This window comes from Pseudomonas sp. BW16M2 (assembly GCF_014268865.1).
Classification (GTDB): domain Bacteria; phylum Pseudomonadota; class Gammaproteobacteria; order Pseudomonadales; family Pseudomonadaceae; genus Aquipseudomonas; species Aquipseudomonas peradeniyensis.
This window is the reverse complement of the sequence record NZ_JABWRI010000020.1, coordinates 37,236-62,080: the sequence shown is the minus strand read 5'-3', so window position 1 is coordinate 62,080 and position 24,845 is coordinate 37,236. Positions and strand designations below refer to the sequence as shown.

The following is a 24,845-nucleotide window of genomic DNA, read 5'->3' as shown; positions in this document are numbered from 1 at the left end:
GTGAGCCTGCTTGTCAGCGAAAAACCAACGTGCACGAGCGATCATTGCACCGATGCAATGAGCCGACTGCATCGTTAAATATTATTGACCTCAGCCCCCGCCAAACCCTTGCCAGCCAAGGCCTCGAACATCGCAAGCCCCCGGAAACCGGCGCCTGGACACCCCGCCACTCGTTTGACATATCGAACGGCTCTGGCAAGCTATGAGTCAGGCCCCGACCGACATCGCCTGCAAGGCGAGCCGGCAGTGCTCGGGGCTCCAGGCAGCACTCAAGGCCCCGGCCGTGCGCCTGCACAACAACGACAGGCATGACCTGTCTCAAGGTGACATATGTCCAACAGCAACATTGGCAACAAGCAACCCTCCCTGCGCAAACCCGTCGTCCTGATGACCATGGGCAGCCAAGAGCGCAAAGGCCATGACTATCAGGTCATGACCCACAAATACATCACCCCGCTGGTCGATTTCGCCGGTTGCGTCCCGGTCCTGGTGCCCACCTGCTGTGGCGTCGAAGACCTCGAGACCTACCTGGACATGGCCGACGGCGTCTACCTGACCGGTGCCGGCAGCAACATCGACCCGACCCTCTACGGCCAGGAAAACCAGACCCCCGGCAAGGGCCAGGACAAGGACCGCGACCTGTTCGACATGCCGCTGGTCAAGGCTGCGATCAAGCGCGGCCTGCCGATCTTCGGCATCTGCCGCGGCATGCAGGAAATCAACGTGGCCCTGGGCGGTGACATCTACCAGAAGGTCTACGCCGAACCCGGCTTCAACGACCACCGGGAAAACCCGGAAGATCCGGTCGAGGTCCAGTACGCCCCGGTACACAGCGTGAAGATCAAGCCAGGCAGCTGGCTGCGCGATACCCTGGGCACCGACGAGATCCGCGTCAACTCGCTGCACGGCCAGGGCCTGCGCAACCTGGGTGCCGGCATCGAGCCGATCGCCCATGCCGAAGACGGCCTGGTCGAGGCGATCCACGCCCCGAGCCTCTCGCCCTTCCTGTTCGCGGTGCAGTGGCACCCGGAGTGGCAGGCGGCGAAGAACCCCGACTCGATCAAGATGTTCCAGGCCTTCGGCGACGCCTGCCGCGCCCAGGTCCGCAAGTCCCAGGTCAAGCACCACCAGGCTGCCTGATCCACTGAAGCTTCGTTAGCTTTGATCGCGGGGCGGTGCAATACCGCCCCCGTTTCCCCGGTCACCCTCTGCTGGTCCCAGAACACTTCCCGTGGAAGCGGGCGGCGGGCTTGTGCCTGTCTCCGCGATCTTTTTTTCTTCCCCCGAAAGTCATACGACAACACTCCTCTGCCGAATTGTCGGGTTTACGCTTCCCCTGTAGGAGCGGCCTTGTGCCGCGAAAGGGTCGCATAGCGGCCCCGATTATCGTGGCTTCAACGCCGAATCCCGGGGCCGCTGCGCAGCCCTTTCGCGGCACAAGGCCGCTCCTACAGGGATTGGCGCTGTCATGGAGGGATGGATTCAAAATTTCTACCGCTAGGGGCTAGTCACGATTTAAGTTGTACGATAACTTACCTCTCACCTTGGTTCCCCCTCCTCCAAGCGCCACAGGATGCCTACAACAATGACCCCACAAGAACTGCAATCCATCCTCTCCCACGGCCTGCTGTCGTTCCCCGTCACCGACTTCGACGCCCACGGCGACTTCAACCCGGCCGGCTACGTCAAGCGCCTGGAATGGCTCGCCCCCTACGGCGCCAGCGCCCTGTTCGCCGCCGGCGGCACCGGCGAGTTCTTCTCCCTGGCCGCCAGCGAGTACAGCCAGGTGATCAAGACCGCCGTCGACACCTGCGCCACCTCGGTGCCGATCCTCGCCGGTGTCGGCGGCTCGACCCGTCAGGCCATCGAATACGCCAAGGAGGCTGAACGCCTCGGCGCCAAGGGCCTGCTGCTGCTGCCCCACTACCTCACCGAAGCCAGCCAGGACGGCGTCGCCGCCCATGTCGAGGCAGTGTGCAAGGCGGTGAACATCGGCGTGGTGGTATACAACCGCAACGTCTGCCGGCTGAACGCCGACTTGCTGGAACGCCTGGCCGAGCGCTGCCCGAACCTGATCGGCTACAAGGACGGCCTGGGCGACATCGAGCTGATGGTGTCGATTCGTCGCCGCCTGGGTGATCGCTTCAGCTACCTGGGTGGCCTGCCCACCGCCGAGGTGTATGCTGCGGCGTACAAGGCCCTGGGCGTGCCGGTGTACTCCTCGGCGGTGTTCAACTTCGTGCCGAAGACGGCGATGGACTTCTACCACGCCATCGCCCGCGACGATCACGCCACCATGGCCAAGCTGATCGACGACTTCTTCCTGCCGTATCTGGACATCCGCAACCGCAAGGCCGGTTACGCCGTGAGCATCGTCAAGGCCGGGGCGAAGCTCGCCGGCTACGACGCCGGCCCCGTGCGCACGCCGCTGACCGACCTGACCGCGCAGGAGTACGAGATGCTCGCCGCGCTGATGGACAAGATGGGCCCGCAATAAGCGAACGCCCTGCGGCCTGCCGATGCCGCCGCCGGAGCAGGGCCACCCTGCTCCGGCCCACAACCGATCCCCGTATAAAAATAATGAGTGGGAGTAACCAGCATGCAAGCGACGAAAAAGACGCATGTGCGCTACCTGATCCTGTTGATGCTGTTCCTGGTGACCACCATCAACTACGCCGACCGCGCCACCATCGCCATCGCCGGCTCCAGCCTGCAGAAGGACCTGGGCATCGACGCGGTCACCCTCGGCTACATCTTCTCCGCCTTCGGCTGGGCCTACGTGGCCGGGCAGATCCCCGGCGGCTGGCTGCTCGACCGCTTCGGCTCGAAGAACGTCTACGCCTTCAGCATCTTCACCTGGTCGCTGTTCACCCTGCTGCAAGGCTTCGTCGGCGGCCTGCCGGTGGCCTGGGCAGTGGTCACCCTGTTCACCCTGCGCTTTCTGGTCGGCTTCGCCGAAGCGCCGTCGTTCCCCGGCAACGCCCGGATCGTCGCGGCCTGGTTCCCGACGCAAGAGCGCGGCACCGCCTCGGCGATCTTCAACTCGGCGCAGTACTTCGCCACCGCGCTGTTCGCGCCGATCATGGGCTGGATCGTCTTCACCTTCGGCTGGGAACATGTGTTCGTGGTGATGGGCGCGCTGGGCATCGTGTTCTCGGCGGTCTGGCTGAAGACCATCTACAACCCGCGCCAGCACCCGCGCATCGGTGCCGCCGAGCTCGAGCACATCGAGCAGAACGGCGGCCTGGTGGACATGGACCAGAAACGCGGCAACGACGGCCCGAAATGGGGCTATATCAAGCAGCTGCTGACCAGCCGCATGCTGCTGGGCGTCTACCTGGGCCAGTACTGCATCAACGCCATCACCTACTTCTTCCTCACCTGGTTCCCGGTGTACCTGGTGCAGGAGCGCGGCATGACCATCCTCAAGGCCGGCTTCATCGCCTCGCTGCCGGCGGTGTGCGGCTTCATCGGCGGCGTGCTCGGCGGCGTGCTGTCGGACTGGTTGCTGCGCCGCGGCAACTCGCTGACCTTCTCGCGCAAGCTGCCGATCGTCTGCGGCCTGCTGCTGTCGACCACCATGGTCTTCTGCAACTACGTCGAGGCCGAATGGATGGTGGTCGGTTTCATGACCCTGGCGTTCTTCGGCAAGGGCATCGGCGCGCTGGGCTGGGCGGTGGTCGCCGACACCTCGCCCAAGCAGATCGCCGGGCTGTCGGGTGGGCTGTTCAACACCTTCGGCAACATCGCCTCGATCACCACGCCAATCGTCATCGGCTACATCATCAGCGCCACCGGCTCGTTCAAGTGGGCCCTGGTGTATGTGGGCGCCAACGCCCTGGTGGCAGTGTTCAGCTACCTGGTGATCGTTGGTCCGATCAAGCGTATCGAGCTCAAGGACGACCCGAAGCAGGAAGCGGCACCCACCGCTGAACTCGCCACTTCGCGCCATTGAGTGAAACACGCCTGCGCCCTGCCCGGGCGCAGGCTGGCGTACAAGAAGCCTGAAAGAAACGACAAGAAGGGCCTGACCATGCAGTTGATCGAACATTCCGAGTCGCCCCGCTACGTGCGCCTGCACCCCGACGACAATGTCGTGGTGGTGGTCAACGACGGCGGCCTGGGCGAAGGCGCGCGCTTCGCCGACGGCCTGACCCTGGTCGAGGGCGTGCCGCAGAGCCACAAGGTCGCCACCGTGGATATCCGCCGGGGCGAGGCGGTACGCCGCTACGGCCAGGTCATCGGCCATGCCCTGGAAGACCTGCGCCAGGGCAGTTGGGTCAAGGAAGATCAACTGGCGATGCCGGCCGCCCCCGAGCTCGACAGCCTGCCACGCTGCGACGCCGTGCCCGCCGCCCAGGCGCCCCTCGAAGGCTTCACCTTCGAGGGCTATCGCAATGCCGACGGCACCGTCGGCACCCGCAACATCCTCGGCATCACCACCACCGTGCAGTGCGTGACCGGCGTGCTCGACCACGCGGTCAAGCGCATCCGCAGCGAACTGCTGCCCAAATACCCCAACGTGGATGATGTGGTCGCCCTCACCCACAGCTACGGCTGCGGCGTGGCGATCAACGCCCGCGATGCCTACATCCCGACTCGCACCGTGCGCAACCTGGCGCGCAACCCCAACCTGGGCGGCGAGGCGCTGGTCATCAGCCTGGGCTGCGAAAAACTCCAGGCCGGCCAGGTGATGCACGAGGACGACCCATCCGTGGACCTCAGCGAGCCCTGGCTATACCGCCTGCAGGACGCCTCGCTGGGCTTCGTCGAGATGATCGAGCAGATCATGACCCTGGCCGAAACCCGCCTGAAGAAGCTCGACCAGCGCCGCCGCGAAACCGTGCCGGCCAGCGAGCTGATCCTGGGCATGCAGTGCGGTGGCAGCGACGCTTTTTCCGGCATCACCGCCAACCCCGCCCTGGGCCATGCCGCCGACCTGCTGGTGCGCGCCGGGGCCACGGTGCTGTTCTCGGAAGTCACCGAGGTGCGCGACGCCATCTACATGCTCACCTCCCGCGCCGAAACGCCGGAAGTCGCCGAGGCGCTGGTGCGCGAGATGGACTGGTACGACCGCTACCTGCAACAAGGCGCGGCGGATCGCAGCGCCAACACCACGCCGGGCAACAAGAAAGGCGGCTTGTCCAACATCGTCGAGAAATCCCTGGGCTCGATCGTCAAGTCCGGCAGCGGCGCCATTCAGGGCGTGCTTGGCCCGGGCGAGCGAGTCACTCGCAAGGGCCTGATCTTCTGCGCCACCCCGGCCAGCGACTTCGTCTGCGGCACCCTGCAGCTGGCTGCCGGGATGAACCTGCATGTGTTCACCACCGGCCGCGGCACACCCTACGGCCTGGCCATGGCGCCGGTGGTCAAGGTGTGCACCCGCAGCGAACTGGCCCAGCGCTGGCCGGACCTGATCGACATCGACGCCGGGCGCATCGCCAGTGGCCGGGCGAGCATCGAGGAGCTGGGCTGGGAGCTGTTCCACTACTACCTCGATGTCGCCAGCGGTCGCAAGCGCACCTGGGCCGAGCAGCATGGCCTGCACAACGACATCACTTTGTTCAATCCCGCACCGATCACCTGAACGACACAGGTGGCGTGGGAGTGGGCTTGCCCCGCGATGATGCAATCGCGGGACTAGCCCGCTCCCACGCCCTGGCTCATCACTCATCCAGGAGTTTCCATGCCCAATATCCTCGGCCACAACTTCATCGCCGGCCAACGCAGCGCCGTCGGCCCGCAACGCCTGCAGAGCCTGGACGCCACCACCGGCGAGGCACTGCCCTATAACTTCGCCCAGGCCACCGAGGGCGAAGTCGACCGCGCCGCCCGAGCCGCGGCCGGTGCCTTCGGCGAGTTCCGCCAGCTGCCCCCGGCACGCCGCGCCGAATTCCTCGAGGCGATCGCCGCCGAACTGGACGAACTCGATGACAGCTTCGTGGCCATCGTCTGCCGCGAAACCGCCCTGCCCGCCGCCCGTATCCAGGGCGAACGCGGCCGCACCAGCGGGCAGATGCGCCTGTTCGCCCAGGTACTGCGCCGCGGTGACTTCCTCGGCGCACGCATCGACCTGGCGCTGCCCGAGCGCCAGCCACTGCCACGGGTGGACATCCGCCAGATGCGTATCGGCGTCGGCCCGGTAGCGGTATTTGGCGCCAGCAACTTCCCGCTGGCCTTCTCCACCGCCGGCGGCGACACCGCCGCAGCCCTGGCCGCCGGCTGTCCGGTGGTGTTCAAGGCCCACAGCGGCCACATGGCCACTGCCGACCTGGTGGCCTGCGCCATCCTGCGCGCCGCCGAACGCACCGGCATGCCCAAGGGCGTGTTCAACATGGTGTTCGGTGGCGGTGTCGGTGAGTGGCTGGTCAAGCATCCGGCGATCCAGGCAGTCGGCTTTACCGGCTCGCTCAAGGGCGGCGACGCCCTGTGCCGCATGGCTGCCGAGCGGGCGCAACCGATCCCGGTGTTCGCCGAGATGTCCAGCATCAACCCGGTGATCATCCTGCCGGCCGCGCTGGCCAAGCGTGGCGAGGCCATCGCCCGCGAACTGGCCGGCTCCGTGTGCCTGGGTGCCGGGCAGTTCTGCACCAACCCGGGGATGCTGATCGGCCTGCGGTCGCCTGGCTTCAACCAGTTGCTGAATGACCTGGGCCAGCATCTGGACCAACAGGCTGGCCAGACCCTGCTCAACGCCGGCGGCCTGCGCAGCTATGTCGCCGGCCTGGATCACTTGCACGCCCATGCCGGCATCCAGCACCTGGCCGGTCAGGCACAACAGGGCGACCAGGCCCGTGCCCAGCTGTTCAAGGCCGACGTCCGCCTGCTGCTGGAGTCCGATCCGCTGCTGCAGGAAGAAGTGTTCGGCCCGGCCACGGTGGCCGTCGAAGTCAGCGACCTTGAGCAACTGCGCGCCGCCCTGCTCGGCCTGCGCGGCCAGCTGACCGCCACGCTGATCGGCGAGCCGGAAGACTTCGAAGCCTTTGCCTGGCTGGTGCCGCTGCTGGAGGAGAAGGTCGGGCGGATCCTGGTCAATGGCTACCCGACCGGGGTCGAGGTGTGCGACGCCATGGTCCATGGCGGGCCTTACCCGGCGACCTCGGATGCCCGTGGCACTTCGGTCGGCACCCTGGCCATCGATCGCTTCCTGCGCCCGGTGTGCTACCAGAACTACCCGCAGGCGCTGCTGCCGGAGGCGTTGCGCGATGGCAACCCGCTGGGGCTGCGGCGGTTGGTGAATGGGCAGTGGAGTGAAGGGGTGATTTGATCGTCTGTAAACGTGAATGAGGGGCCCTGCGATACCTGCATCGCGGGGCAAGCCCGCTCCCACGCATTCCCCCGACGTCAGCCCCTTTGCGCCTCGGCCTCTTCATGGGCCTGGCGCAGGCGCTCGCGGCTGTTGCTCAGGTGCATGCGCATGGCCATCTTCGCGCCTTCGCTGTCGCGCCGGGCGATGGCCTCGTAGATCGCCTCGTGCTCATGCATCAGCCGGCTCATGTAGTGCGCCTGGTCGTCATGGGCCAGGCGCGCCGAATTGAGCCGGGTGCGCGGGATGATGCTGGTGCCCAGGTGATTGATGATGTCGGCGAAATAGTGATTGCCGCTGGCCTGGGCGATTCGCAGGTGAAACTGGAAGTCCGCCGACACCGCATCCGAGGCATGGGCTGCGCCCTCGTTAAGCTCGTCCAGCGCGGCACGCATGCCGGCCAGTTCCTCGTCGCTGCGACGCTGGGCGGCCAAGCCCGCGGCTTCGATTTCCAGGGCGATGCGCAGCTCCAGCACCGCCAGCACCTCGCGCAGGGTGACGATGGTCGCCGGGTCGATCCGAAAGCCGCCAGTGCTCGGCGCGTCCAGCACGAAGGTGCCGATGCCATGACGGGTCTCGACCTGGCCGGCGGCCTGCAACCGCGAGATGGCCTCGCGCACCACGGTGCGGCTGACCCCTTCCTCGACCATGATCTGCGATTCGGTGGGCAGCTTGTCGCCGCGTTTGAGCTGGCCGCTGCGGATGCGTTCGGTCAGCACCGTGACCAGTTCCTGGGCCAGACTGCGCGGCTTGCGCCGGGTCCGTGCCTGTACCTGCTGCTCTGTCATGCCCTGTATGTCTGGTTGTGAAAGACAGGCGTGATGATAGCGCAAGCAGTTGTACGATCACATACGTCCAACGGGGTTTTCATCTGCCCTGGCGTGCCGCCGACGGCGGCTGGCCCATGACTCGCCGGTACAGGCTGGAAAACGCGCTGGGGCTTTCATAGCCCAGGTCCAGGGCGACGGTGGTCACCGGCTCGCCGGTCGCCAGTCGTGTCACCGCGGCCATCAGGCAGGCCTGCTGGCGCCACTGGCCGAACGACAGCCCGGTCTGCTCGCGAAAGCGCCGGCTGAAGGTACGTGGGCTCCAGTTGAGCTGGCCTGCCCATGTTTCGCCACGGGTGTGGATTGATGGCTGCGCCAGGAACGCCTGGCACAGGGCCGCCAGACGCGGCTCGGCCGGCAGCGGCGCGAACAGCGGCAGACGCTCGGCCTGGCCCAGCTCATGCAGCACCAGCCGCAGCAGCAGGCCGTCGCGCCCCGCCTCGTCATGCAAGGCCGGCACCTCGGCGCTGGCCAGCAACAGCTGGTGCAGCAGCGGTCCGACCCGCAGTGCCTCGCACACGCTGCCCGGTCTGGGCAGCGCGGTCGGTTCGATGTACAGGCTGCGGGTGCTCACGCCACGCATGCGCACTTGGTGCGGCTTGCCGGGCGGAATCCAAACCCCGCTGCCGGGCGGGATGACCCAGGCGCCGTCATCGGTCAGCACCTCCATCAGCCCGCTCATGCCATAAAGGAACTGCGCCCGGCGATGGACATGCCTGGGCAGCAGGGTACCGGGCGGATAGTCGGTGGCGATGGCCAGCACCGCACGGGGGCTGGCATCGACCTCGGACAAGGGAACATTGCGCATGAAGGAAGGTTCTGGCCGAAACACGATGATTATTGGCCAGGTTGCGCAAGTCAGCCAAGAGGCAGGCACCCTACCCTGACCACCTCACCCCTGACCCGAGACCCACCCCATGCTCTATCCCCTGCTTGGCCTGTTCGGCCTGTGTGCCGGCGTCACCACCCTGCTGTTCGGCTTCGGCGGCGGCTTCTTCGCCGTGCCGCTGTTCTATGCCCTGCTGCTGGCCAGCCATGGCGCGGGGACGGCCGTGGCCCAGCACGCCATGCAGATTGCCGTGGCCACCTCGGCCACAGTGATGATCTTCAGCAGCGCCCTGGCCACCTGGCGTCACCATCGCGCGGGCAGCCTGCGCTGGGACCTGGTGCGCCCACTGGCGCCGGCCATCGCCCTGGGCGCGCTGCTCGGGGCCTGGGCGGCGCTGTACCTGGCCAGCGCCTGGCTGCGCTGGCTGTTCATCGCCTACCTGGCGCTGAGCCTGCTGGACGCCTGGCTGCGCCCGGGCTTCATACGCGCTGGCGAACATCGCCTGGCGCCCCTGGGCAGGGCCGGCGCCAGCCTGGTCGGCGTGCCCATCGGCGCATTGGCGGCGCTGCTCGGGGTGGGCGGCAGCGTGATGACCGTGCCGCTGATGCGCCGACGCGGCGCCAGCATGCGCACCGCCACGGCCATGGCCAACCCGCTGTCACTGCCCATGGCCCTGGCGGCCACGCTGGTCTATGCGCTGCTGCCGGCCGGCCAGTTCAACCTGGGCCCGGGCCTGCTGGGTTTCATTGACCTGCGCGCGGCCCTGGTGATGACCGTCGGCGCCTGGCTCGGCATGCACCTGGCCGCGCCCCTGCTCGGGCGCATCCCCGACAGCGTGCATGCCCGGGCCTACCTGGCGCTGCTGGCCTGCGTGCTGCTGGTGATGCTGGTCAACGGCCGTTGAGGCTGGCGAATGGCCACGGCGACGCGCTAGGCTGCGTCCTGCACTCACCAAGGAAGGCACTGCATGAAGACGTTCGACCGCCTGCTGCTCGCCAGCGGCCTGCTCATTCCCCTCTGGCTGCTGCTGGGCGTCACCCTGACGGCGCTGGCCTACCCCGGCTACGACCACCTGCAACAAGCCATGAGCCAGCTCGGCGCGGTCGGCGCCCCCACCCACGGGCTGTCGCCATGGGTCAACAATTTCCCGCTGGCCCTGTTGTTCGCACTATTCGCCTGGGGCCTGGCGCGGCGCTGGCGACGCTCGAAGCTGGCGCGGCTGAGCGCCCTGCTGGTGCTGTTGCATGGCCTGGGCAGCCTGGTGACCGGTGGGTTCGCCTGTGACCAGGGCTGCGCACCGCTGGAACCATCGTTCTCGCAGCAGATGCACAACCTCGGCGGCCTGCTGATGTTCCTCTCGCTGACCCTCGCCAGCGTGCTGTGGATCGGCCTGGGCACGCGCCTGGCCCGATCCCCGTGGCTGGCCTGGTGGTCGCTGCTGAGCGCGCTGCTGGCGGTGGTCACCGTGGTGTTGATGGCCAAGGCCGTGCACAGCGGTGAACTGTTCGGTCTCTACCAGCGCCTGAACTACGGCGTCGGCGTGCTGTGGATCGCGGCCCTGGCCCTGCAGTCGCTGCGCACGCGCCAGCACGGTGGCCTGCAAATGGCCATCGCCTGACGGCAAACTGCTGGCCCCCAGGCGCCGGAAGCAAAGGCAAACTTTGTTTTCCTTCAGATGCTTAGGACAGCAACATGCGAGTGATTCTAGCAACCGTGGCCGGCTGCCTGCTGGCCACCGCCGCCTTCGGCGCCCAGGCCCGGGCACTGAGCCAGAACGATCGCCAGGTGTGCGGCTGGGGCGCGCAGATCGCCGCCGAGGCGCAGCAGGCCAAGCTTTCCGGCGTCACCCTGTACGCCACGCGCAAGAAGCTGCAGGCGCGCAAGTTCGCCAAGCCGTGGATGCGCATGACGGCCTTCGGCATCACCGAGCAGACCTACAACAGCCGGTCTCGGCTGAAGCCGGCGGCGATCAAGCAGACGTATTACGAGCAGTGCGTACAGCATGCAGTAGCGAAAAGATAAATTCTTATAATTCAATTAATTACTAGCATTATTGAATGTTGAATATCACCGTTACGTATCGTGCTTGCCAGCCCTCCTGGGCTGTGCAATAGCGTTATCGCCGGGAGCAAATGACTCGGTAATCGGGTGGCAGGGTCTACGCTGAAGGGTTCACGACAACGAGATCCCTGCCCATGCCCTTGCGATTCTGCTCATTGGCCCTTGCCCTGGCCTGTGCCACCGCCCAGGCCGCCGACCCGACGCCCCAGGAACTGTTCAGCCAGGCCCAGGCCGAACAACCTCATTACCTGGAGACCCTCAAGACCCTGGTGGCTGTGGACACCGGCACCGGTACGGAGCCCGGCCTGAAACAGGTCGGCAGCGAACTGGTGAAACGCCTCGAGGCCCTCGGCGCCAAGGTCAGCACCCAGCCGGCCACGCCCTCGATGGGCGACAATATCGTCGGCACCCTCAAGGGCAGCGGAGACAAGGACTTCCTGCTGATGGTCCACTACGACACGGTGTTCGGCCCCGGCACCGTGGCCAAGCGCCCGTTCCGGATAGACGGCGAACGCGCTTACGGCCCCGGCGTGGCCGACGCCAAGGGCGGCGTGGCGATGATCCTGCATGCGCTGAAACTGCTGCAGGACCAGCAGTACAAGGGCTACCGCACCCTCACCGTGCTGTTCAACCCGGACGAGGAAATGGGCTCGGCCGGCTCGCGGCAACTGATTGCCGAACTGGCGCGCAAGCATGATTTCGTCTTCTCCTACGAGCCGCCGGACAAGGACGCGGTCACCGTCGCCACCAACGGCATCAACCGCCTCAAGCTCGAGGTCAAGGGCCGCGCCTCCCACGCCGGCTCCGCCCCGGAAGCCGGGCGCAACGCACTGATGGAGCTGGCGCACCAGTTGCTGCAGTTGAACGACCTCGGCGACAAGAGCAAAGGCACCACCGTCAACTGGACCCTGGCCAAGGCCGGGGAAAAGGCCAACATCATTCCTGCCCAGGCCAGCGCCGAGGCCGACATGCGCTACTCCGACCTGAGCGAGACCGAGCGGGTGCAGGAAGATGCCCTGCGGATCATCAAGAAACAGCTTGTAGCTGATACCCAGGTCGAGCTGGTCGTGGAGAAAGGCCGCCCGCCGCTGGCCAGGAACGACGCCTCCACGGAGCTTGCGCAAACCGCGCGGCAGCTCTACAGCAAGATCGACCGGCAGTTGCAGCCGATCGCCATGCGCTTCGGCACCGACGCCGGCTACGCCTACGTGCCCGACAGCGACAAGCCGGCGGTGCTGGAAACGCTGGGTGTGGTCGGCGCCGGCCTGCATGGCGACGACGAGTACATGGAGATCGCCAGCGTGGCGCCACGCCTGTACCTGACGGTGGCGATGATCCGGCACCTGGCGCAGTAAGCCTGCATGAATATCCTTTACGACGAACGTGTCGATGGACCGTTGCCGGCCGTGGACAAGCCGGCACTGCTGGCCGCCCTGCGCGAGGCCCTGCCCGATCTGCAGATCCTGCACCGCAGCGAAGACCTCAAGCCCTACGAGTGCGACGGCCTCTCGGCCTACCGCACGCTGCCGCTGCTGGTGGTGTTGCCCGAGCGCATGGAACAGGTACAAACACTGCTGCGGCTCTGCCATCAGCGCGGCGTGCCGGTGGTGGCGCGCGGCGCCGGCACCGGCCTGTCCGGCGGCGCCCTGCCGTTGAGCCAGGGCATCCTGCTGGTGATGGCGCGCTTCAAGCGCATCCTCGAGATCGACCCGCAGGGCCGCTTCGCCCGGGTCCAGCCCGGTGTGCGCAACCTGGCGATCTCCCAGGCGGCAGCGCCCCATGGGCTGTACTACGCGCCCGATCCGTCCTCGCAGATCGCCTGCTCGATCGGCGGCAATGTCGCCGAGAATGCCGGTGGTGTGCATTGCCTGAAATACGGCCTGACCGTGCACAACCTGCTCAAGGTGGAGATCCTAACCATCGAAGGCGAACGCCTGGTACTGGGCAGCGACGCCCTGGACAGCCCCGGTTTCGACCTGCTGGCGTTGTTCACCGGCTCCGAGGGCATGCTCGGCATCGTCACCGAAGTCACCGTCAAGCTGCTGCCCAGGCCGCAGGTGGCGCGGGTACTGCTGGCCAGCTTCGACAGCGTCGAGGATGCCGGGGGCGCGGTGGCCGAGATCATCGGCGCCGGGATCATCCCAGCGGGGCTGGAAATGATGGACAACCTGGCGATTCGTGCCGCCGAGGATTTCATCCATGCCGGCTACCCGCTGGACGCGGCGGCAATCCTGCTGTGCGAGCTCGACGGCGTCGAGGCCGACGTGCAGGACGACTGCGCCCGGGTCGATGCCGTGCTGCGCAAGGCCGGCGCCCGCGAGGTGCGCCTGGCCTGCGACGAAGCCGAACGCGTGCGCTTCTGGGCCGGGCGCAAGAACGCCTTCCCGGCGGTGGGGCGCATTTCCCCGGACTACTACTGCATGGACGGCACCATCCCGCGCCGCGAGTTGCCGCGGGTGCTCAAGGGCATCAGCGACCTTTCCCGGCAGTACGGCCTGCGGGTGGCCAACGTGTTCCATGCCGGCGACGGCAACCTGCACCCGCTGATCCTGTTCGATGCCAACCTGCCCGGTGAACTGGAGCGCGCCGAAGCCATCGGCGGGCAGATCCTCGAACTGTGCGTGGCCGTCGGCGGCAGCATCACCGGCGAGCACGGCGTGGGCCGCGAGAAGATTAACCAGATGTGCGCGCAGTTCAACAGCGACGAGATCACCCTGTTCCACGCGGTCAAGGCCGCCTTCGACCCCCGGGGCCTGCTCAACCCGGGCAAGAACATCCCCACCCTGCAGCGCTGCGCCGAGTTCGGCGCGCTGCATGTGCACCACGGGCAACTGCCCTTCCCCGACCTGGAACGTTTCTGATGGACAGGGACCTCGGCCAGGACCTGCTGGAGCAGGTCAACCAGGCGCTGGATCGGCGCATTCCGTTGCGCATCCAGGGCGGCAACAGCAAGGCCATGCTCGGTCGCCCGGTGACCGGGCAGGTCATCGACACCCGTGGCCACCGGGGCATCGTCGGCTACGACCCCACCGAGCTGGTGCTCACCGCCCGCGCCGGCACGCCCCTGCGGGAGGTCGAGGCGACGCTGCACGAGGCCGGGCAGATGCTGGCCTGCGAGCCACCGCACCTGGGGCCCGAGGCGACGCTGGGCGGCATGGTCGCGGCCGGGCTGTCGGGGCCACGCCGGCCCTGGGCCGGGTCGGTGCGTGACTATGTCCTCGGCACCCGTCTGATCACCGGCCACGGCAAACACCTGCGCTTTGGTGGCGAGGTGATGAAGAATGTCGCCGGCTACGACGTGTCGCGGCTGATGGCGGGCAGCTTCGGCTGCCTGGGGCTGCTCACCGAAGTGTCGCTCAAGGTGCTGCCGCGGCCACGCCAGTGCCTGGGCCTGCGCCTGGAGATAAGCATGCAGCAGGCGCTGGCCGCACTCGCCGAATGGGGCCGGCAAGCGCTGCCGATCAGCGCCGCCTGCCATGACGGCGAGGCACTGCATCTGCGCCTGGAGGGCGGCGAAGGTTCGGTGCGATCGGCCCGTGAGCGCCTGGGTGGCGAAACCTTCGACACCGGCTTCTGGCAAGACCTGCGCGAGCAGCGCCTGGCGTTCTTCGCCGCACCCGCAACGCTGTGGCGACTGTCCCTGCCCATTGCCTGCGGTGCACTCGAACTGCCGGGACAGCAGTTGATCGACTGGGGTGGCGCCCAGCGCTGGCTCAAGTCCGACGCCCCGGCGTCGGTCATCCGGGCATTGGCGGCCGAGGCCGGCGGTCATGCCACCGCCTACGCGCCCGGCGACGACAGCAGCGCCCCACTCGATCCGCTGACGCTGCGCTATCACCAGGCGCTGAAACGCCAACTTGATCCCCAGGGTGTGTTCAACCCTGGCCGCCTGTACGCCGATCTGTGAGGCCACGGCATGCAAACCCACCTGAGCGAATCCGCCCGCCAGCTGCCGCGCGCCGACGAGGCCGAGCGCATCCTGCGTTCCTGCGTGCACTGCGGGTTCTGTACCGCCACCTGCCCCACCTACCAGCTGCTCGGCGATGAACTGGACGGGCCTCGCGGGCGCATCTACCTGATCAAGCAGGTGCTCGAAGGCGAACCGGCGGGCACCAGCACCCAGGCGCATCTGGACCGCTGCCTGAGCTGCCGCAACTGCGAGACCACCTGCCCGTCGGGGGTGGAGTACCACAACCTGCTCGACATCGGCCGCGCCGTGGTCGACCGGCAAGTCCCCCGGCCACCGGGGCAACGCCTGCTGCGCGCGGGCCTGCGTGCCGTGGTGCCACGGCCGGGCGCATTCAAGGCCTTGGTGCGCGCCGGGCTGGCCCTGCGCCTGCTGCTCCCGGCCAGCCTCAAGGACAAGCTGCCGGCGCAGGTCGTCGCCCCGGGTCAACGCCCGGCGCCGCGCCACGCCCGCCGCGTGCTGCTGCTCGAAGGCTGCGTGCAGCAGGCCCTTTCACCCAACACCAACGCCGCCGCCGCTCGCCTGCTCGACAGGCTCGGCATCAGCGTCGAGCCGGCCCCCGCAACCGGTTGCTGCGGTGCAGTGGACTATCACCTGGATGCCCAGGCACGAGGCCTCGACCGCGCCCGACGCAACATCGATGCCTGGTGGCCGGCCATCGAGGCCGGGGCCGAGGCCATAGTACAAACCGCCAGCGGCTGCGGCGCCTTTGTCCGCGACTATGGCCACCTGCTGCAACAAGACCCACGTTACGCCGCCAAGGCCGCCACGGTCAGTGCCCTGTCCCGCGACCTGGTGCAGGTGCTGCAGGCCGAGCCACTGGAGCATCTGGGCCTATGCGCCGAACAGCGCCTGGCAGTGCACTGCCCCTGCACCCTGCAGCACGCCCTCAAGCTTGGCGGCGCGGTGGAAGGTCTGCTGGCCCGCCTGGGCTTCCATCTCACCCAGGTGCCGGATAGCCACTTGTGCTGTGGCTCAGCCGGCACCTATTCACTGACCCAGCCGACGCTGGCGCGCCAGCTGCGCGACAACCGCCTCAACGCTCTGGAAAGCGACAACCCACAGGTCATCGCCACCGCCAACATCGGCTGCCAGCTGCACCTCGGCGGCGCCGGTCGCACGCCGGTGCGGCACTGGATCGAAATCGTCGAGGCGGCGCTTGAGCCCGGCGCTGTCGCGGCGACGGAAATTGTGCCCCGCACCTGACGCGGATCAAGGCGATGTTTAACCTGGTGCCTGTAATTTCGGAACCCTCCTACCGAAAGTACGGAAGCTTCTAGATTGTTGCCCCACCCTCGGCAAAACATCATCAGGACTGGAGACGTGACCGCCGCCCCGGCGCGGCCAACCCCATCCAGACGAGGCCATGCCATGCCCACAAATGCTCATCGCCCTACCCGCGAACTGTGCCACACCCTGCGTCAACTGCTGGCCCACGAGGTCAGCAACCCCGACGACAACCCGCACCTGTCCGGGGTGCGGTTCTTCTGCGCCACCGACGAGCACACCCGCCAGCTGATCGAGCGTGTCGAGCTGCTCGCCAGCGAAGCCTTCTTCGATGCCAAGGGCCGCGCCATCCCCGCGCGCATGCGCGAAGCGGCGGTGGATGGCGTATGCATCCAACAGAAACGCAAGGCCTGCGAGGATGAAACGGTGATCCGCATCGCATTGCCGGAAAAAGGCTACATCACCATCAGTACCGCTCGCCTGTGAACACGCCGTCCTGCAGCAAATTAATTGCCCAGACCTTTTGGCTGCGTGGGAGCGGGCTTGCCCCGCGATGGCGTGGGTTCAGACAGCATCGTTGCCTGTGCTTATGCCATCGCGGGGCAAGCCCGCTCCCACGCTGATGATGCTGGTAACGCTAATCCCTGTTCGACAGCGCAGTCATCTACAGGGCCCTTGCAGCTTTGTCGATAAAACCCGAAGCTTTTACACCCCCTGCGCTTCGGACCCCCTGCCCCGATGGAACTGCACATCCGCCTCGAAGGCCGCAAAGGCCTGGCCGACCAGCTCTACCAGCAACTGCGCGCCGGCATCGACAGCGGCCACCTGGCGGCCGGCACCCAACTGCCACCCACACGCCTGTTGGCCGAGCAGTTGGGCGTTTCGCGCAAGACCGTGGCCGAGGCCTACTCGCGCCTGACCTACGACAACCTGCTCAGTGGCGTGGTCGGCCGCGGTACCTTCATCACCCCACGCCACACGCCGCGCCAGGGCGACAGCGACAACATCCCCCTGGCCGCCGCCGACACCCTCGAACGCTGGCGCCAGCGCGCCACGGTGCTGGGTCGGCGGGCGCTGGACGCGCCGTCGCGCTACGACTTCATTGGCGGCGCCTCGAGCAAGGCGCAGTTCCCCTACGACCACTGGCGCAGCTGCATGAACTACGCCCTGCGCCGCAGCCAGCGCCACCCCGACCGACAGTTTTCCGCCCAGGGCCTGCCCGAGCTGCGCGAGGCCATCGCCCACCAGATCGCCTTCACCCGCGGCATCCAGTGCACTGCAAGTGATGTGCTGGTGTGCAACGGCGCCCAGCAGGCCCTCGACCTGATCGCCCGGGTACTGGTCGAACCCGGCTGCAAGGTGGCCATGGAGGACCCGGGCTACCCACCGGCGCGCCAGCTGTTCCTGGCCCTGGGCGCGCGCCTGCAGTCGGTGCCGGTGGACGACCAGGGGCTGTGCGTCGAGCAGATCGAGGACGGCACCCGGCTGATCTACGTGACACCCTCGCACCAGTTTCCGCTCGGCATGCCCATGGCCGAGCCGCGGCGCCAGGCGCTGCTGGCCCGGGCTGCCGAGCTCGGCGCGCTGATCATCGAGGACGACTACGACTGCGAGTTCCGCTACCAGGGGCCGGCCGCCGAAGCCCTGCTGCGCCTGGACCGACATGGCCTGGTGGCCTATGTCGGGACCTTCTCCAAGACTCTGTTGCCGGAGCTGCGCCTGGGCTACGCGGTGCTGCCGCCGGCCGTGCTGCAGGCCGCCTGCGTGGCCAAGCACCTGAGCGACTGGCACAGCCCGACCCTGCAGCAATGGGCCCTGGCCCGCTTCATAAGCGAAGGTCACCTGAACAAGCACATTCGCCGTTGCCACGAGGTGTACAGCGCCCGCCGCGAACGGATCCTGGCGCGCCTGGGTGGCGACCTGGCGCCGTGGTTCGACGCGGTGCCGGCCAGCGCCGGCTTTCACCTGAGCGCGCTGGCCAAGCCGGGGGTGGATATCGAGCTGTTGATCAACCTGGCGCGCAAGGTAGAAGTCGGCCTCTACTCCCTGGCCCCGTTCTTCAGCGAAGCGCCGGTCAGGCCGGGGCTGCTGTTCGGCTTCGGTGCCATCGAGCTGCTGGATATCGACCCGGCGCTGGACCGGGTCGGTGACACCTTGCAGCGCCTCAGTTGAGCGCTGCCTCAGCGACTCGCCCCTCACGGGCGATGGCCCGCGCATAGCCTTTCGGGGCGAAACGCACGGTCACCAGCAGCATCGCCAGCACGGTGCAGGTGAGCAGGGTCCAGGAGGCCTGGAAGTCGCCGCTGGCATCACGCAACCAGCCGGTGATGTACGGCACGATACCGGTGACGATAAAGCCCACACCCTGGACGAAAGCCGCCAGGCTGCCGGCTTCGCCGGGCGTGCGCAGGTGCTCCAGGGTCAGCGTCAGGCTCAGGCTGAAGCACGCGCCCAGGCCCAGGCCGATCAGCGCCACCCACAAGCCCATGGCGCTGGCCGGCGCCAGCAGCAGGCCAAGGAAGCCAGCGAGCTGGATCAGCAAGGCCAGCCACAGGCCCGGCCGCCGATCGACCAGTCGCCGCAGCAGCAACGGCAGGCCCAGGGCACCGCAGACCTGGAAGATGGTCATCAGACCAACCAGCTCGCCGCCACCCTGGGCCGTGCCGCCGTGCTCGAGGTGATAGGCTGGCAACCAGGCGACCATGCTCGTGTAGCCACCATTGATCAGCCCGAAGTAAAGCGCCAGCAGCCAGGCCCGGCGGTTGCCGAACCAGTGCCCGCCGCCACCACCGGCCAGGGCCGGTGTGTCCTGGCGCGGACGCAGGACAGTCCACGCCACGATCGCCAGCAGCGCCGGCAACGCCCACAGGCCAAGGCCGAACTGCCAATGGCCAAAATACGCGGTGATCGATGGGCCAAGCACCGCCGCCAGGCCACCGCCGCTCATCAACGCCGCCGAATACAGCCCCATGGTCGCCGCCAGGCGGCCGGGGAACCAGCGGTTGACCAGCCCCGGCATCATGCCCTGCACCACGGCGACACCGAGGCCTGCGACCACCGCGCTTACGATCAGCGCCCAGGCGCTGTCCAGCTGCAGGCGCCACAGGCACGCCAGGGCGATGGCCGCCAGCCCCGCCAGCATGCCGCCATGCTCGCTCAGCCAGCGCCGCAGCCAGGGTTGCAGCAGCGGCACCAGGCCCATGCACAGCACCGGCAATGCGGTCAGCAGCGCTGCCTGCTGGTAGCCCAGGCCGGTGCTCTGGCGCATGGGCTCGAGCAGCGGGCCGATGCTGGTGAGGATCGGCCGCAGGTTCAACGCCAGCAGCACCACCAGCAACAGGTTCAACACGCCCCTCATGCTTCGCCGGCCTGCTGCCATTCACGGTACAGGCCGCTTTCACCCACCGGTTTCAGCGGGCGCAGGGGCAGGCTCTGCTGCTGAGGCGGGCGGGCCATCTGCGCATACACCGCGGCGGTGGACAAACCATAGGGCTCGCCCTCGTCGTTGTCGTAGGCAAACCAGGCGCGCTCGATGCCGCACAGGTGCATGGCGGCCAGGCACATCGGGCACGGATGGCCGCTGGCGTAGATCTCGGCGCCGTCCAGACGCGCTCGGCCGAGCACCTGGGCGGCCTGGCGGATGGCCTGCATCTCGGCGTGGCTGGTGGGGTCCTGGGTGCTGTGGATCTGGTTGACGGCACGGGCGATTACCTGCCCCTGGTGGACCAGCACGGCGCCGAAGGGGCGGCCACCGGCCTGGATATTGGCGCGGGCAAGCTCGAGGGCCTCGCGCATGAATCGATCTGCGGACATGAAACGGTTCTCAGGTGAAGACCTGCCCATTATCCCGCCTCGGCCGCCCTGGCAGAAATGAAGAGATTGGATGCCTGTCAGTGCGCATCCGAATGGTGGATTGGCCTCCTGGCAAAGCGCGGGATTGGCTATTCGGCGCGGCCCGGCCTGGCGCTAAGGTAGTGCCACTTTCCTCTTGTCGAACTGGAGCCTCACCATGCATGACCGTATCGAATGGGCCAAACACTCGCCGGAAGCCTACAAGGCCATGATCGGCCTCGAGCAGGCGCTGGTCGCCTCGGGCCTGGAGCATTCGCTGCTCGAACTGATCCGCCTGCGCGCCTCGCAGATCAATGGCTGCGCCTACTGCGTCAACATGCACGCCAACGATGCGCGCAAGGCCGGCGAAACCGAGGCGCGCCTGCAGACCCTGAGCGTCTGGCGCGAGACCCGCTACTTCAGCGAGCGCGAGCGGGCCGCCCTGGCCTGGGTCGAAAGCCTGACCCGCCTGCCCGAGCGTGGCGCGCCGCAGGACGAATACCAGGCGCTGCTGGAGCACTTCAGCGCCAAGGAGGTCGCCAACCTGACCCTGGCCATCGCCACCATCAATGCCTGGAACCGCTTCGGCGTGGGCTTTGCCATGGTGCCGGCATAACCGCTCAGGGCGCCTGCAACAGCACCGCCCTGGCCAACTGCTCACGCAACCACTGATGCGCAGGATCGCGGTGCACCCGCTCCGGCCACAGCATCAGCATCTCGAAGCCCGGCACCGCCAAGGGCGCCTCCACCACCCTGAGGGCCGGATTCCCGGCCACCAGGCGCTGCGGCAGCATGGCCACCAGGTCGCTGTCGACCAGCATCGCCGCAAGCCCCGAAAAGCGCGGTACCGACAGCACCACATTGCGCGCCAGGCCCTGCTTGGCCAGGGCGTCGTCGGTGGGCCCCGTGAAACCTCCACCGTCGGGCGAGACGATGACATGCTCCAGCGCACAGAACTGCTTGAGCGTTGGCCGACGCCTGAGGCGCGGGTGATCGACACGCCCGGCCAGCACGTAGCGGTCGGCGAACAACGGGCGCTGGCGCAAACCAGGCGGTGCATCGATGGCGATATGGAAGGCCAGGTCCAGCTCACCCTGCTCGGCCTTGCGCACCAGCGTCGGCGGGTTCATGTCGACGATCGCCAGGCGCGTGCCGGGGGCGGCCGCGCGCAGTGCGCCCAGCGCAGGACGCAGGATGGTCGCTTCGGTGTAGTCGGTCGCGGCCACCCGCCAGGTCAGCTGCGCCAGGGCCGGGTCGAATGGCCGCTCGGCGGCGATGGCCAGGCGCAACGCTTCCAGGGCCTGGCTCAAGGGCTCGCGCAGCACCAGGGCGCGGGCGGTCGGGCGCATGCCGCGAGCCCCCGGCAACAGCAACGGATCGCCCAATGCATCGCGCAGACGTGCCAGCTGCACGCTGACCGTCGGCTGGGCGAGGTGCAGGCGTTCGGCGGCGCGGGTGACGTTGAGTTCGGCAAGCAGCGCGTCGAGGGTGACCAGCAGGTTCAGGTCCAGACTTCGCAATGAATCATGCATGGCAATACCTGCAATTTCATCTATTCATTTCAACAATATTCCGGGTATCCGCATGCTTTGGCCATCCCCTACTGGAGCCCGACCATGAATATCCTGATCGTCTACGCCCATCCCGAACCCCGCTCGCTCAATGCCGCCCTCAAGGACTTCGCCGTCCGTCATCTCGAAGACCAGGGCCACCATGTCCAGGTCTCGGACCTCTATGCGATGAAGTTCAAGGCCGTGCTGGACGCCGACGACAGCGTCGAACACCCCGCCGATGAACGCTTCAGTCCCTCCGACGCCTCGCGCCGGGCGTTCGCCGACGGCACCCAGGCGGCCGACATCGTCGCCGAACAGGCCAAGCTGCAGTGGGCCGACGCAGTGATCCTGCAGTTTCCGCTGTGGTGGTTCGGCCTGCCGGCGATCCTCAAGGGCTGGGTCGAGCGGGTGTACGCCTATGGCTTCGCCTACGGTGTCGGCGAGCACTCCGACCAGCACTGGGGGGATCGCTACGGCGAGGGCCGGCTGGCGGGCAAGCGCGCCATGCTGATGGTCAGCATGGGTGGCTGGGCCTCGCACTACAGCGAGCGCGGCATCAATGGCCCGCTCAACGACATCCTGTTCCCCATCCAGCACGGCATCCTGTTCTACCCGGGGTTCGAGGTGCTACCGCCGTTTGCGGTGTACCGCACCAGCCGGGTCGATGAGGCGGGCTTTGCGGCGGCGTGCAAGGCGCTGGGCAAGCGGCTCGATGGATTGTGGCGTGATGCGCCCATTCCGTTCCGGCGGCAGAACGGCGGGGATTATGCGATCCCGGCGCTGACCCTGCGGCCTGAGCTTGCGCCTGGCCGGGATGGATTGGGTGTGCATGTTGCCGACGACATGCCGGCAACAGTGGTCTAGCGAGAGGCACGAGGTGTCCGCCACAACTCTGTCGGTGGACACTGTTGATCATCAATCTGACACAATTATTTTCACCATATTGATTAATGAAATATTTCATGTCATTTTCTTCTCCGTGCCCAGGCCCCTCCCAAACAGGGCCCTGAACGGTACGCCCCACCCACCGGAGTCAAGAACATGAACAAGACAGGACTTCTCGGCGCGCTGGCACTCTGTGCCTGCAGCGCCTTCGCCCAGGCCGACGACGCCAGCCTGCGCCTCGGCATCGAGGCCGCCTACCCGCCCTTCTCCTACCGCACCCCTGAAGGCGAACTCGCCGGCTTCGACTACGACATCGGCAATGCCCTGTGCGCGCAAATGCAGGTCAAGTGCCAGTGGGTGATCCAGGAGTTCGACGGCATGATCCCGTCGTTGAAGGTGCGCAAGATCGACGCGGTGCTGTCGTCGATGTCGATCACCGAGGATCGCTTGAAGTCGGTCGACTTCACCGACAAGTACTACCAGACCCCCGGCAAGTTCGCGATGAAGGCCGGCAGCCGGCTCGACACTCCGGCGGTGGACCTAAAGGGCCGCAAGGTCGGGGTTCAAAGGTCGTCCACCTATGACCGCTTCGCCACCGAGCAACTGGAGCCGGCGGGGGTCGAGATCGTCCGCTACGCCTCGCAGAACGAAGCCTTCCTCGACCTGGTGTCCGGGCGCCTGGATGCCACCCTCGCCGACATCGTCAACACCGAAGAGAGCTTCATCAAGACCCCGTCAGGCCAGGGCTTCGCCCTGGTCGGCCCGGACATCGCCGACCCGCACTATTTCGGCCGCGGCGCCGGCATCGCCGTGCGCAAGGGCGACAGCGCCAACCTGGCGCGGCTCAACGCCGCCATCGCCGCGATCCGCGCCAATGGCACCTACCAGCAGGTGCAGCGCAAGTACTTCCCGTTCGACATCTACGGCCAATAGCGCAGGCTGACGAGGATTTTCATCATGCTTCACGGCTACGGATCGAGCATTCTCGATGGCGCCTGGCTGAGCATCCACCTGGCCCTGCTGGCGATGGCCCTGGCCATCGGCCTGGGCCTGTTCGGTGCGGCCTGTCGCCTGTCCCCCCTGAAATGGCTGGCGCTACCGGGCGAGGTCTACACCACGGTGGTGCGCGGCATTCCCGACCTGGTCCTGATCCTGCTGGTGTTCTATGGCGGCCAGGACCTGGTCAACCGCCTGGCGCTGGCACTGGGTTACGAGCAGTACATCGACATCAACCCCTTCGTCGCCGGCGTCTGCACGTTGGGCTTCATCTTCGGCGCCTACCTCTCGGAGACCTTTCGCGGCGCCTTCCTGGCCATCCCCAAAGGCCAGGCCGAGGCCGGCATGGCCTACGGCATGAGCGCCCTGCAGGTGTTCCGGCGGATCAGCCTCCCGCAGATGGTGCGCTTGGCGCTGCCGGGCTTCACCAACAACTGGCTGGTGCTGACCAAGTCCACCGCGCTGATCTCGGTGATCGGCCTGCAAGACATGATGTTCAAGGCCAAGAACGCCGCCGACGCCACCCACCAGCCGTTCACCTTCTTCCTCGCCGTGGCGGCGCTGTACCTGCTGCTGACCAGTGCCTCGCTGCTGCTGTTGCGCGGCGTGGAGAAACGCTATTCGGTCGGCTTCAACGCCGCCGAACTCTAGGGGATCTGCCCGATGACACTCGACTATCCGCTGATCTGGCAGAACCTGCCGCTGTACCTCAACGGCATCGCCCTGACCCTCAAAGTGCTGCTGATCTCGCTGGCCTGCGGCCTGGCCCTGGCTATCCCGCTGGGATTGATGCGGGTCTCGCGCGCGTGCCTGCTGCGCTACCCGGCCTGGCTCTACACCTATGTGATCCGCGGCACGCCGATGCTGGTGCAGCTGTTCCTGATCTACTACGGGCTGGCGCAGTTCGAGGCGGTGCGCCAGAGCCCGTTGTGGCCCTACCTGTCCAGCGCCACGTTCTGCACCTGCCTGGCGTTCGCCATCAACACCAGCGCCTACAGCGCCGAGTTGCTGGCAGGGAGCCTGCGCGCCACGCCGCGCGGCGAGGTGGAAGCGGCACGCGCCATGGGCATGTCGAGGCTGACGCTGTACCGGCGCATCCTGCTGCCCTCGGCGCTACGCCGCACCTTGCCGCAGTACGGCAACGAAGTGCTGATGATGCTGCAGACCACCAGCCTGGCCTCGATCGTCACCCTGGTCGACATCACCGGCGCGGCCAAGACCTTCAATGCGCGCTATTACCTGCCGTTCGAGGCGTTCATCACTGCGGGGCTGATCTATCTGGTCCTGACCTTCCTGCTGGTACGCCTGTTCAAACTGGCCGAGCGCCACTGGCTGGCCTACCTCGCCCCCCGCAAGCACTAAG

At 67.1% G+C, this 24,845-nt stretch carries 24 protein-coding genes; 19 read left to right on the top strand and 5 right to left on the bottom strand.

Going from position 1 to position 24,845, the window contains the following annotated elements; translation table 11 throughout:
* Positions 1–330 precede the first annotated feature (330 nt).
* From HU735_RS17930 to HU735_RS17910, 5 genes are all read left to right on the top strand, one after another.
* Complete coding sequence (locus tag HU735_RS17930; protein WP_186714604.1) at positions 331–1,140, top strand: type 1 glutamine amidotransferase; 810 nt, start codon at positions 331–333, stop codon at positions 1,138–1,140.
* A 445-nt stretch (positions 1,141–1,585) separates the two neighbouring features.
* On the top strand, positions 1,586–2,497 hold the full coding sequence (gene kdgD / locus HU735_RS17925; RefSeq protein ID WP_186714603.1) for a 5-dehydro-4-deoxyglucarate dehydratase: 912 nt from the start codon (positions 1,586–1,588) through the stop codon (positions 2,495–2,497).
* 102 nt (positions 2,498–2,599) lie between these two features.
* Positions 2,600–3,955: an MFS transporter gene (locus tag HU735_RS17920; protein ID WP_050705309.1), complete on the top strand. Its 1,356-nt coding sequence runs from the start codon at positions 2,600–2,602 to the stop codon at positions 3,953–3,955.
* A 78-nt stretch (positions 3,956–4,033) separates the two neighbouring features.
* Positions 4,034–5,587 carry a galactarate dehydratase gene (gene garD / locus HU735_RS17915; RefSeq protein WP_186714602.1) on the top strand — a complete coding sequence of 518 codons (1,554 nt, stop codon included), beginning with the start codon at positions 4,034–4,036 and terminating at the stop codon, positions 5,585–5,587.
* 99 nt (positions 5,588–5,686) lie between these two features.
* Positions 5,687–7,267, top strand: coding sequence for an aldehyde dehydrogenase (NADP(+)) (locus tag HU735_RS17910; RefSeq protein WP_186714601.1), 1,581 nt, complete (start codon positions 5,687–5,689; stop codon positions 7,265–7,267).
* A gap of 77 nt (positions 7,268–7,344) precedes the next feature.
* Here HU735_RS17910 and HU735_RS17905 read toward each other — a convergent pair whose 3' ends face one another.
* Positions 7,345–8,094 carry a FadR/GntR family transcriptional regulator gene (locus HU735_RS17905; RefSeq protein ID WP_186714600.1) on the bottom strand — a complete coding sequence of 250 codons (750 nt, stop codon included), beginning with the start codon at positions 8,092–8,094 and terminating at the stop codon, positions 7,345–7,347.
* 79 nt (positions 8,095–8,173) lie between these two features.
* A complete protein-coding gene (locus HU735_RS17900; protein WP_186714599.1) occupies positions 8,174–8,941 on the bottom strand; it encodes a helix-turn-helix transcriptional regulator in 768 nt (255 codons plus the stop codon).
* 109 nt (positions 8,942–9,050) lie between these two features.
* Between HU735_RS17900 and HU735_RS17895 the strand changes: the two genes are divergently transcribed.
* The 9 genes from HU735_RS17895 (at position 9,051) to HU735_RS17855 (ending at position 18,389) form a co-directional block, all read left to right on the top strand.
* Entirely contained in the window at positions 9,051–9,866 is an 816-nt protein-coding gene (locus HU735_RS17895; RefSeq protein WP_186714598.1) for a sulfite exporter TauE/SafE family protein, read from the top strand.
* A gap of 63 nt (positions 9,867–9,929) precedes the next feature.
* Positions 9,930–10,580: a DUF998 domain-containing protein gene (locus HU735_RS17890; protein WP_186714597.1), complete on the top strand. Its 651-nt coding sequence runs from the start codon at positions 9,930–9,932 to the stop codon at positions 10,578–10,580.
* Between the two features lie 74 nt (positions 10,581–10,654).
* On the top strand, positions 10,655–10,984 hold the full coding sequence (locus HU735_RS17885; RefSeq protein ID WP_186714596.1) for a hypothetical protein: 330 nt from the start codon (positions 10,655–10,657) through the stop codon (positions 10,982–10,984).
* 173 nt (positions 10,985–11,157) lie between these two features.
* Positions 11,158–12,378 (top strand): M20/M25/M40 family metallo-hydrolase, encoded by a 1,221-nt coding sequence (locus tag HU735_RS17880; protein WP_186714595.1) that lies wholly within the window; start codon positions 11,158–11,160, stop codon positions 12,376–12,378.
* A gap of 6 nt (positions 12,379–12,384) precedes the next feature.
* The gene (glcD, locus tag HU735_RS17875) at positions 12,385–13,884 is read left to right on the top strand and encodes a glycolate oxidase subunit GlcD (protein ID WP_186714594.1); all 1,500 of its coding nucleotides are present in this window, start codon (positions 12,385–12,387) and stop codon (positions 13,882–13,884) included.
* Positions 13,884–14,930 (top strand): glycolate oxidase subunit GlcE, encoded by a 1,047-nt coding sequence (gene glcE / locus HU735_RS17870; protein ID WP_186714593.1) that lies wholly within the window; start codon positions 13,884–13,886, stop codon positions 14,928–14,930. Before glcD ends, glcE begins: the two co-directional genes overlap by 1 nt.
* A 9-nt stretch (positions 14,931–14,939) precedes the next feature.
* Positions 14,940–16,196 (top strand): glycolate oxidase subunit GlcF, encoded by a 1,257-nt coding sequence (gene glcF, locus HU735_RS17865; protein ID WP_186714592.1) that lies wholly within the window; start codon positions 14,940–14,942, stop codon positions 16,194–16,196.
* A gap of 165 nt (positions 16,197–16,361) precedes the next feature.
* Complete coding sequence (locus HU735_RS17860) at positions 16,362–16,703, top strand: hypothetical protein (RefSeq protein ID WP_186714591.1); 342 nt, start codon at positions 16,362–16,364, stop codon at positions 16,701–16,703.
* Between the two features lie 252 nt (positions 16,704–16,955).
* Entirely contained in the window at positions 16,956–18,389 is a 1,434-nt protein-coding gene (locus HU735_RS17855; protein WP_186714590.1) for a PLP-dependent aminotransferase family protein, read from the top strand.
* On the opposite strand, the gene HU735_RS17850 is transcribed toward HU735_RS17855, so the two are convergent.
* Both HU735_RS17850 and HU735_RS17845 read right to left on the bottom strand, forming a co-directional pair.
* On the bottom strand, positions 18,382–19,575 hold the full coding sequence (locus HU735_RS17850; protein WP_186714589.1) for a cyanate transporter: 1,194 nt from the start codon (positions 19,573–19,575) through the stop codon (positions 18,382–18,384). The genes HU735_RS17855 and HU735_RS17850 overlap by 8 nt on opposite strands.
* Positions 19,572–20,030 carry a nucleoside deaminase gene (locus HU735_RS17845; protein ID WP_186714588.1) on the bottom strand — a complete coding sequence of 153 codons (459 nt, stop codon included), beginning with the start codon at positions 20,028–20,030 and terminating at the stop codon, positions 19,572–19,574. Before HU735_RS17845 ends, HU735_RS17850 begins: the two co-directional genes overlap by 4 nt.
* Positions 20,031–20,226: 196 nt before the next feature.
* Here HU735_RS17845 and HU735_RS17840 point away from each other — a divergent pair, with 196 nt between their 5' ends.
* Entirely contained in the window at positions 20,227–20,664 is a 438-nt protein-coding gene (locus tag HU735_RS17840) for a carboxymuconolactone decarboxylase family protein (RefSeq protein WP_186714587.1), read from the top strand.
* Positions 20,665–20,668: 4 nt separating this feature from the next.
* Here HU735_RS17840 and HU735_RS17835 read toward each other — a convergent pair whose 3' ends face one another.
* Positions 20,669–21,580 carry a LysR family transcriptional regulator gene (locus HU735_RS17835; protein ID WP_186714586.1) on the bottom strand — a complete coding sequence of 304 codons (912 nt, stop codon included), beginning with the start codon at positions 21,578–21,580 and terminating at the stop codon, positions 20,669–20,671.
* Between the two features lie 84 nt (positions 21,581–21,664).
* Between HU735_RS17835 and HU735_RS17830 the strand changes: the two genes are divergently transcribed.
* The 4 genes from HU735_RS17830 (at position 21,665) to HU735_RS17815 (ending at position 24,844) form a co-directional block, all read left to right on the top strand.
* Positions 21,665–22,465 carry an NAD(P)H-dependent oxidoreductase gene (locus HU735_RS17830; protein ID WP_186714585.1) on the top strand — a complete coding sequence of 267 codons (801 nt, stop codon included), beginning with the start codon at positions 21,665–21,667 and terminating at the stop codon, positions 22,463–22,465.
* Positions 22,466–22,642: 177 nt separating this feature from the next.
* Entirely contained in the window at positions 22,643–23,419 is a 777-nt protein-coding gene (locus HU735_RS17825) for an ABC transporter substrate-binding protein (protein ID WP_186714584.1), read from the top strand.
* A gap of 24 nt (positions 23,420–23,443) precedes the next feature.
* Positions 23,444–24,133 carry an ABC transporter permease gene (locus HU735_RS17820; RefSeq protein WP_186714583.1) on the top strand — a complete coding sequence of 230 codons (690 nt, stop codon included), beginning with the start codon at positions 23,444–23,446 and terminating at the stop codon, positions 24,131–24,133.
* A 12-nt stretch (positions 24,134–24,145) separates the two neighbouring features.
* Positions 24,146–24,844, top strand: coding sequence for an ABC transporter permease (locus HU735_RS17815; protein WP_186714582.1), 699 nt, complete (start codon positions 24,146–24,148; stop codon positions 24,842–24,844).
* Position 24,845 lies beyond the last annotated feature (1 nt).

What these genes read in the sequence shown, in the direction of transcription:
- kdgD (WP_186714603.1), top strand. Translation starts at nt 1,586, where the DNA reads ATGACCCCACAAGAACTGCAATCCATCCTCTCCCACGGCCTGCTGTCG.
- HU735_RS17815 (WP_186714582.1), top strand. Translation starts at nt 24,146, where the DNA reads ATGACACTCGACTATCCGCTGATCTGGCAGAACCTGCCGCTGTACCTC.
- HU735_RS17890 (WP_186714597.1), top strand. Translation starts at nt 9,930, where the DNA reads ATGAAGACGTTCGACCGCCTGCTGCTCGCCAGCGGCCTGCTCATTCCC.
- HU735_RS17900 (WP_186714599.1), bottom strand. Translation starts at nt 8,941, where the DNA reads ATGCGCAATGTTCCCTTGTCCGAGGTCGATGCCAGCCCCCGTGCGGTG.
- HU735_RS17930 (WP_186714604.1), top strand. Translation starts at nt 331, where the DNA reads ATGTCCAACAGCAACATTGGCAACAAGCAACCCTCCCTGCGCAAACCC.
- glcE (WP_186714593.1), top strand. Translation starts at nt 13,884, where the DNA reads ATGGACAGGGACCTCGGCCAGGACCTGCTGGAGCAGGTCAACCAGGCG.
- HU735_RS17880 (WP_186714595.1), top strand. Translation starts at nt 11,158, where the DNA reads ATGCCCTTGCGATTCTGCTCATTGGCCCTTGCCCTGGCCTGTGCCACC.
- glcD (WP_186714594.1), top strand. Translation starts at nt 12,385, where the DNA reads ATGAATATCCTTTACGACGAACGTGTCGATGGACCGTTGCCGGCCGTG.
- HU735_RS17845 (WP_186714588.1), bottom strand. Translation starts at nt 20,030, where the DNA reads ATGTCCGCAGATCGATTCATGCGCGAGGCCCTCGAGCTTGCCCGCGCC.
- HU735_RS17860 (WP_186714591.1), top strand. Translation starts at nt 16,362, where the DNA reads ATGCCCACAAATGCTCATCGCCCTACCCGCGAACTGTGCCACACCCTG.
- garD (WP_186714602.1), top strand. Translation starts at nt 4,034, where the DNA reads ATGCAGTTGATCGAACATTCCGAGTCGCCCCGCTACGTGCGCCTGCAC.
- HU735_RS17920 (WP_050705309.1), top strand. Translation starts at nt 2,600, where the DNA reads ATGCAAGCGACGAAAAAGACGCATGTGCGCTACCTGATCCTGTTGATG.
- glcF (WP_186714592.1), top strand. Translation starts at nt 14,940, where the DNA reads ATGCAAACCCACCTGAGCGAATCCGCCCGCCAGCTGCCGCGCGCCGAC.
- HU735_RS17835 (WP_186714586.1), bottom strand. Translation starts at nt 21,580, where the DNA reads ATGCATGATTCATTGCGAAGTCTGGACCTGAACCTGCTGGTCACCCTC.
- HU735_RS17825 (WP_186714584.1), top strand. Translation starts at nt 22,643, where the DNA reads ATGAACAAGACAGGACTTCTCGGCGCGCTGGCACTCTGTGCCTGCAGC.
- HU735_RS17895 (WP_186714598.1), top strand. Translation starts at nt 9,051, where the DNA reads ATGCTCTATCCCCTGCTTGGCCTGTTCGGCCTGTGTGCCGGCGTCACC.
- HU735_RS17830 (WP_186714585.1), top strand. Translation starts at nt 21,665, where the DNA reads ATGAATATCCTGATCGTCTACGCCCATCCCGAACCCCGCTCGCTCAAT.
- HU735_RS17840 (WP_186714587.1), top strand. Translation starts at nt 20,227, where the DNA reads ATGCATGACCGTATCGAATGGGCCAAACACTCGCCGGAAGCCTACAAG.
- HU735_RS17910 (WP_186714601.1), top strand. Translation starts at nt 5,687, where the DNA reads ATGCCCAATATCCTCGGCCACAACTTCATCGCCGGCCAACGCAGCGCC.
- HU735_RS17885 (WP_186714596.1), top strand. Translation starts at nt 10,655, where the DNA reads ATGCGAGTGATTCTAGCAACCGTGGCCGGCTGCCTGCTGGCCACCGCC.
- HU735_RS17850 (WP_186714589.1), bottom strand. Translation starts at nt 19,575, where the DNA reads ATGAGGGGCGTGTTGAACCTGTTGCTGGTGGTGCTGCTGGCGTTGAAC.
- HU735_RS17905 (WP_186714600.1), bottom strand. Translation starts at nt 8,094, where the DNA reads ATGACAGAGCAGCAGGTACAGGCACGGACCCGGCGCAAGCCGCGCAGT.
- HU735_RS17855 (WP_186714590.1), top strand. Translation starts at nt 16,956, where the DNA reads ATGGAACTGCACATCCGCCTCGAAGGCCGCAAAGGCCTGGCCGACCAG.
- HU735_RS17820 (WP_186714583.1), top strand. Translation starts at nt 23,444, where the DNA reads ATGCTTCACGGCTACGGATCGAGCATTCTCGATGGCGCCTGGCTGAGC.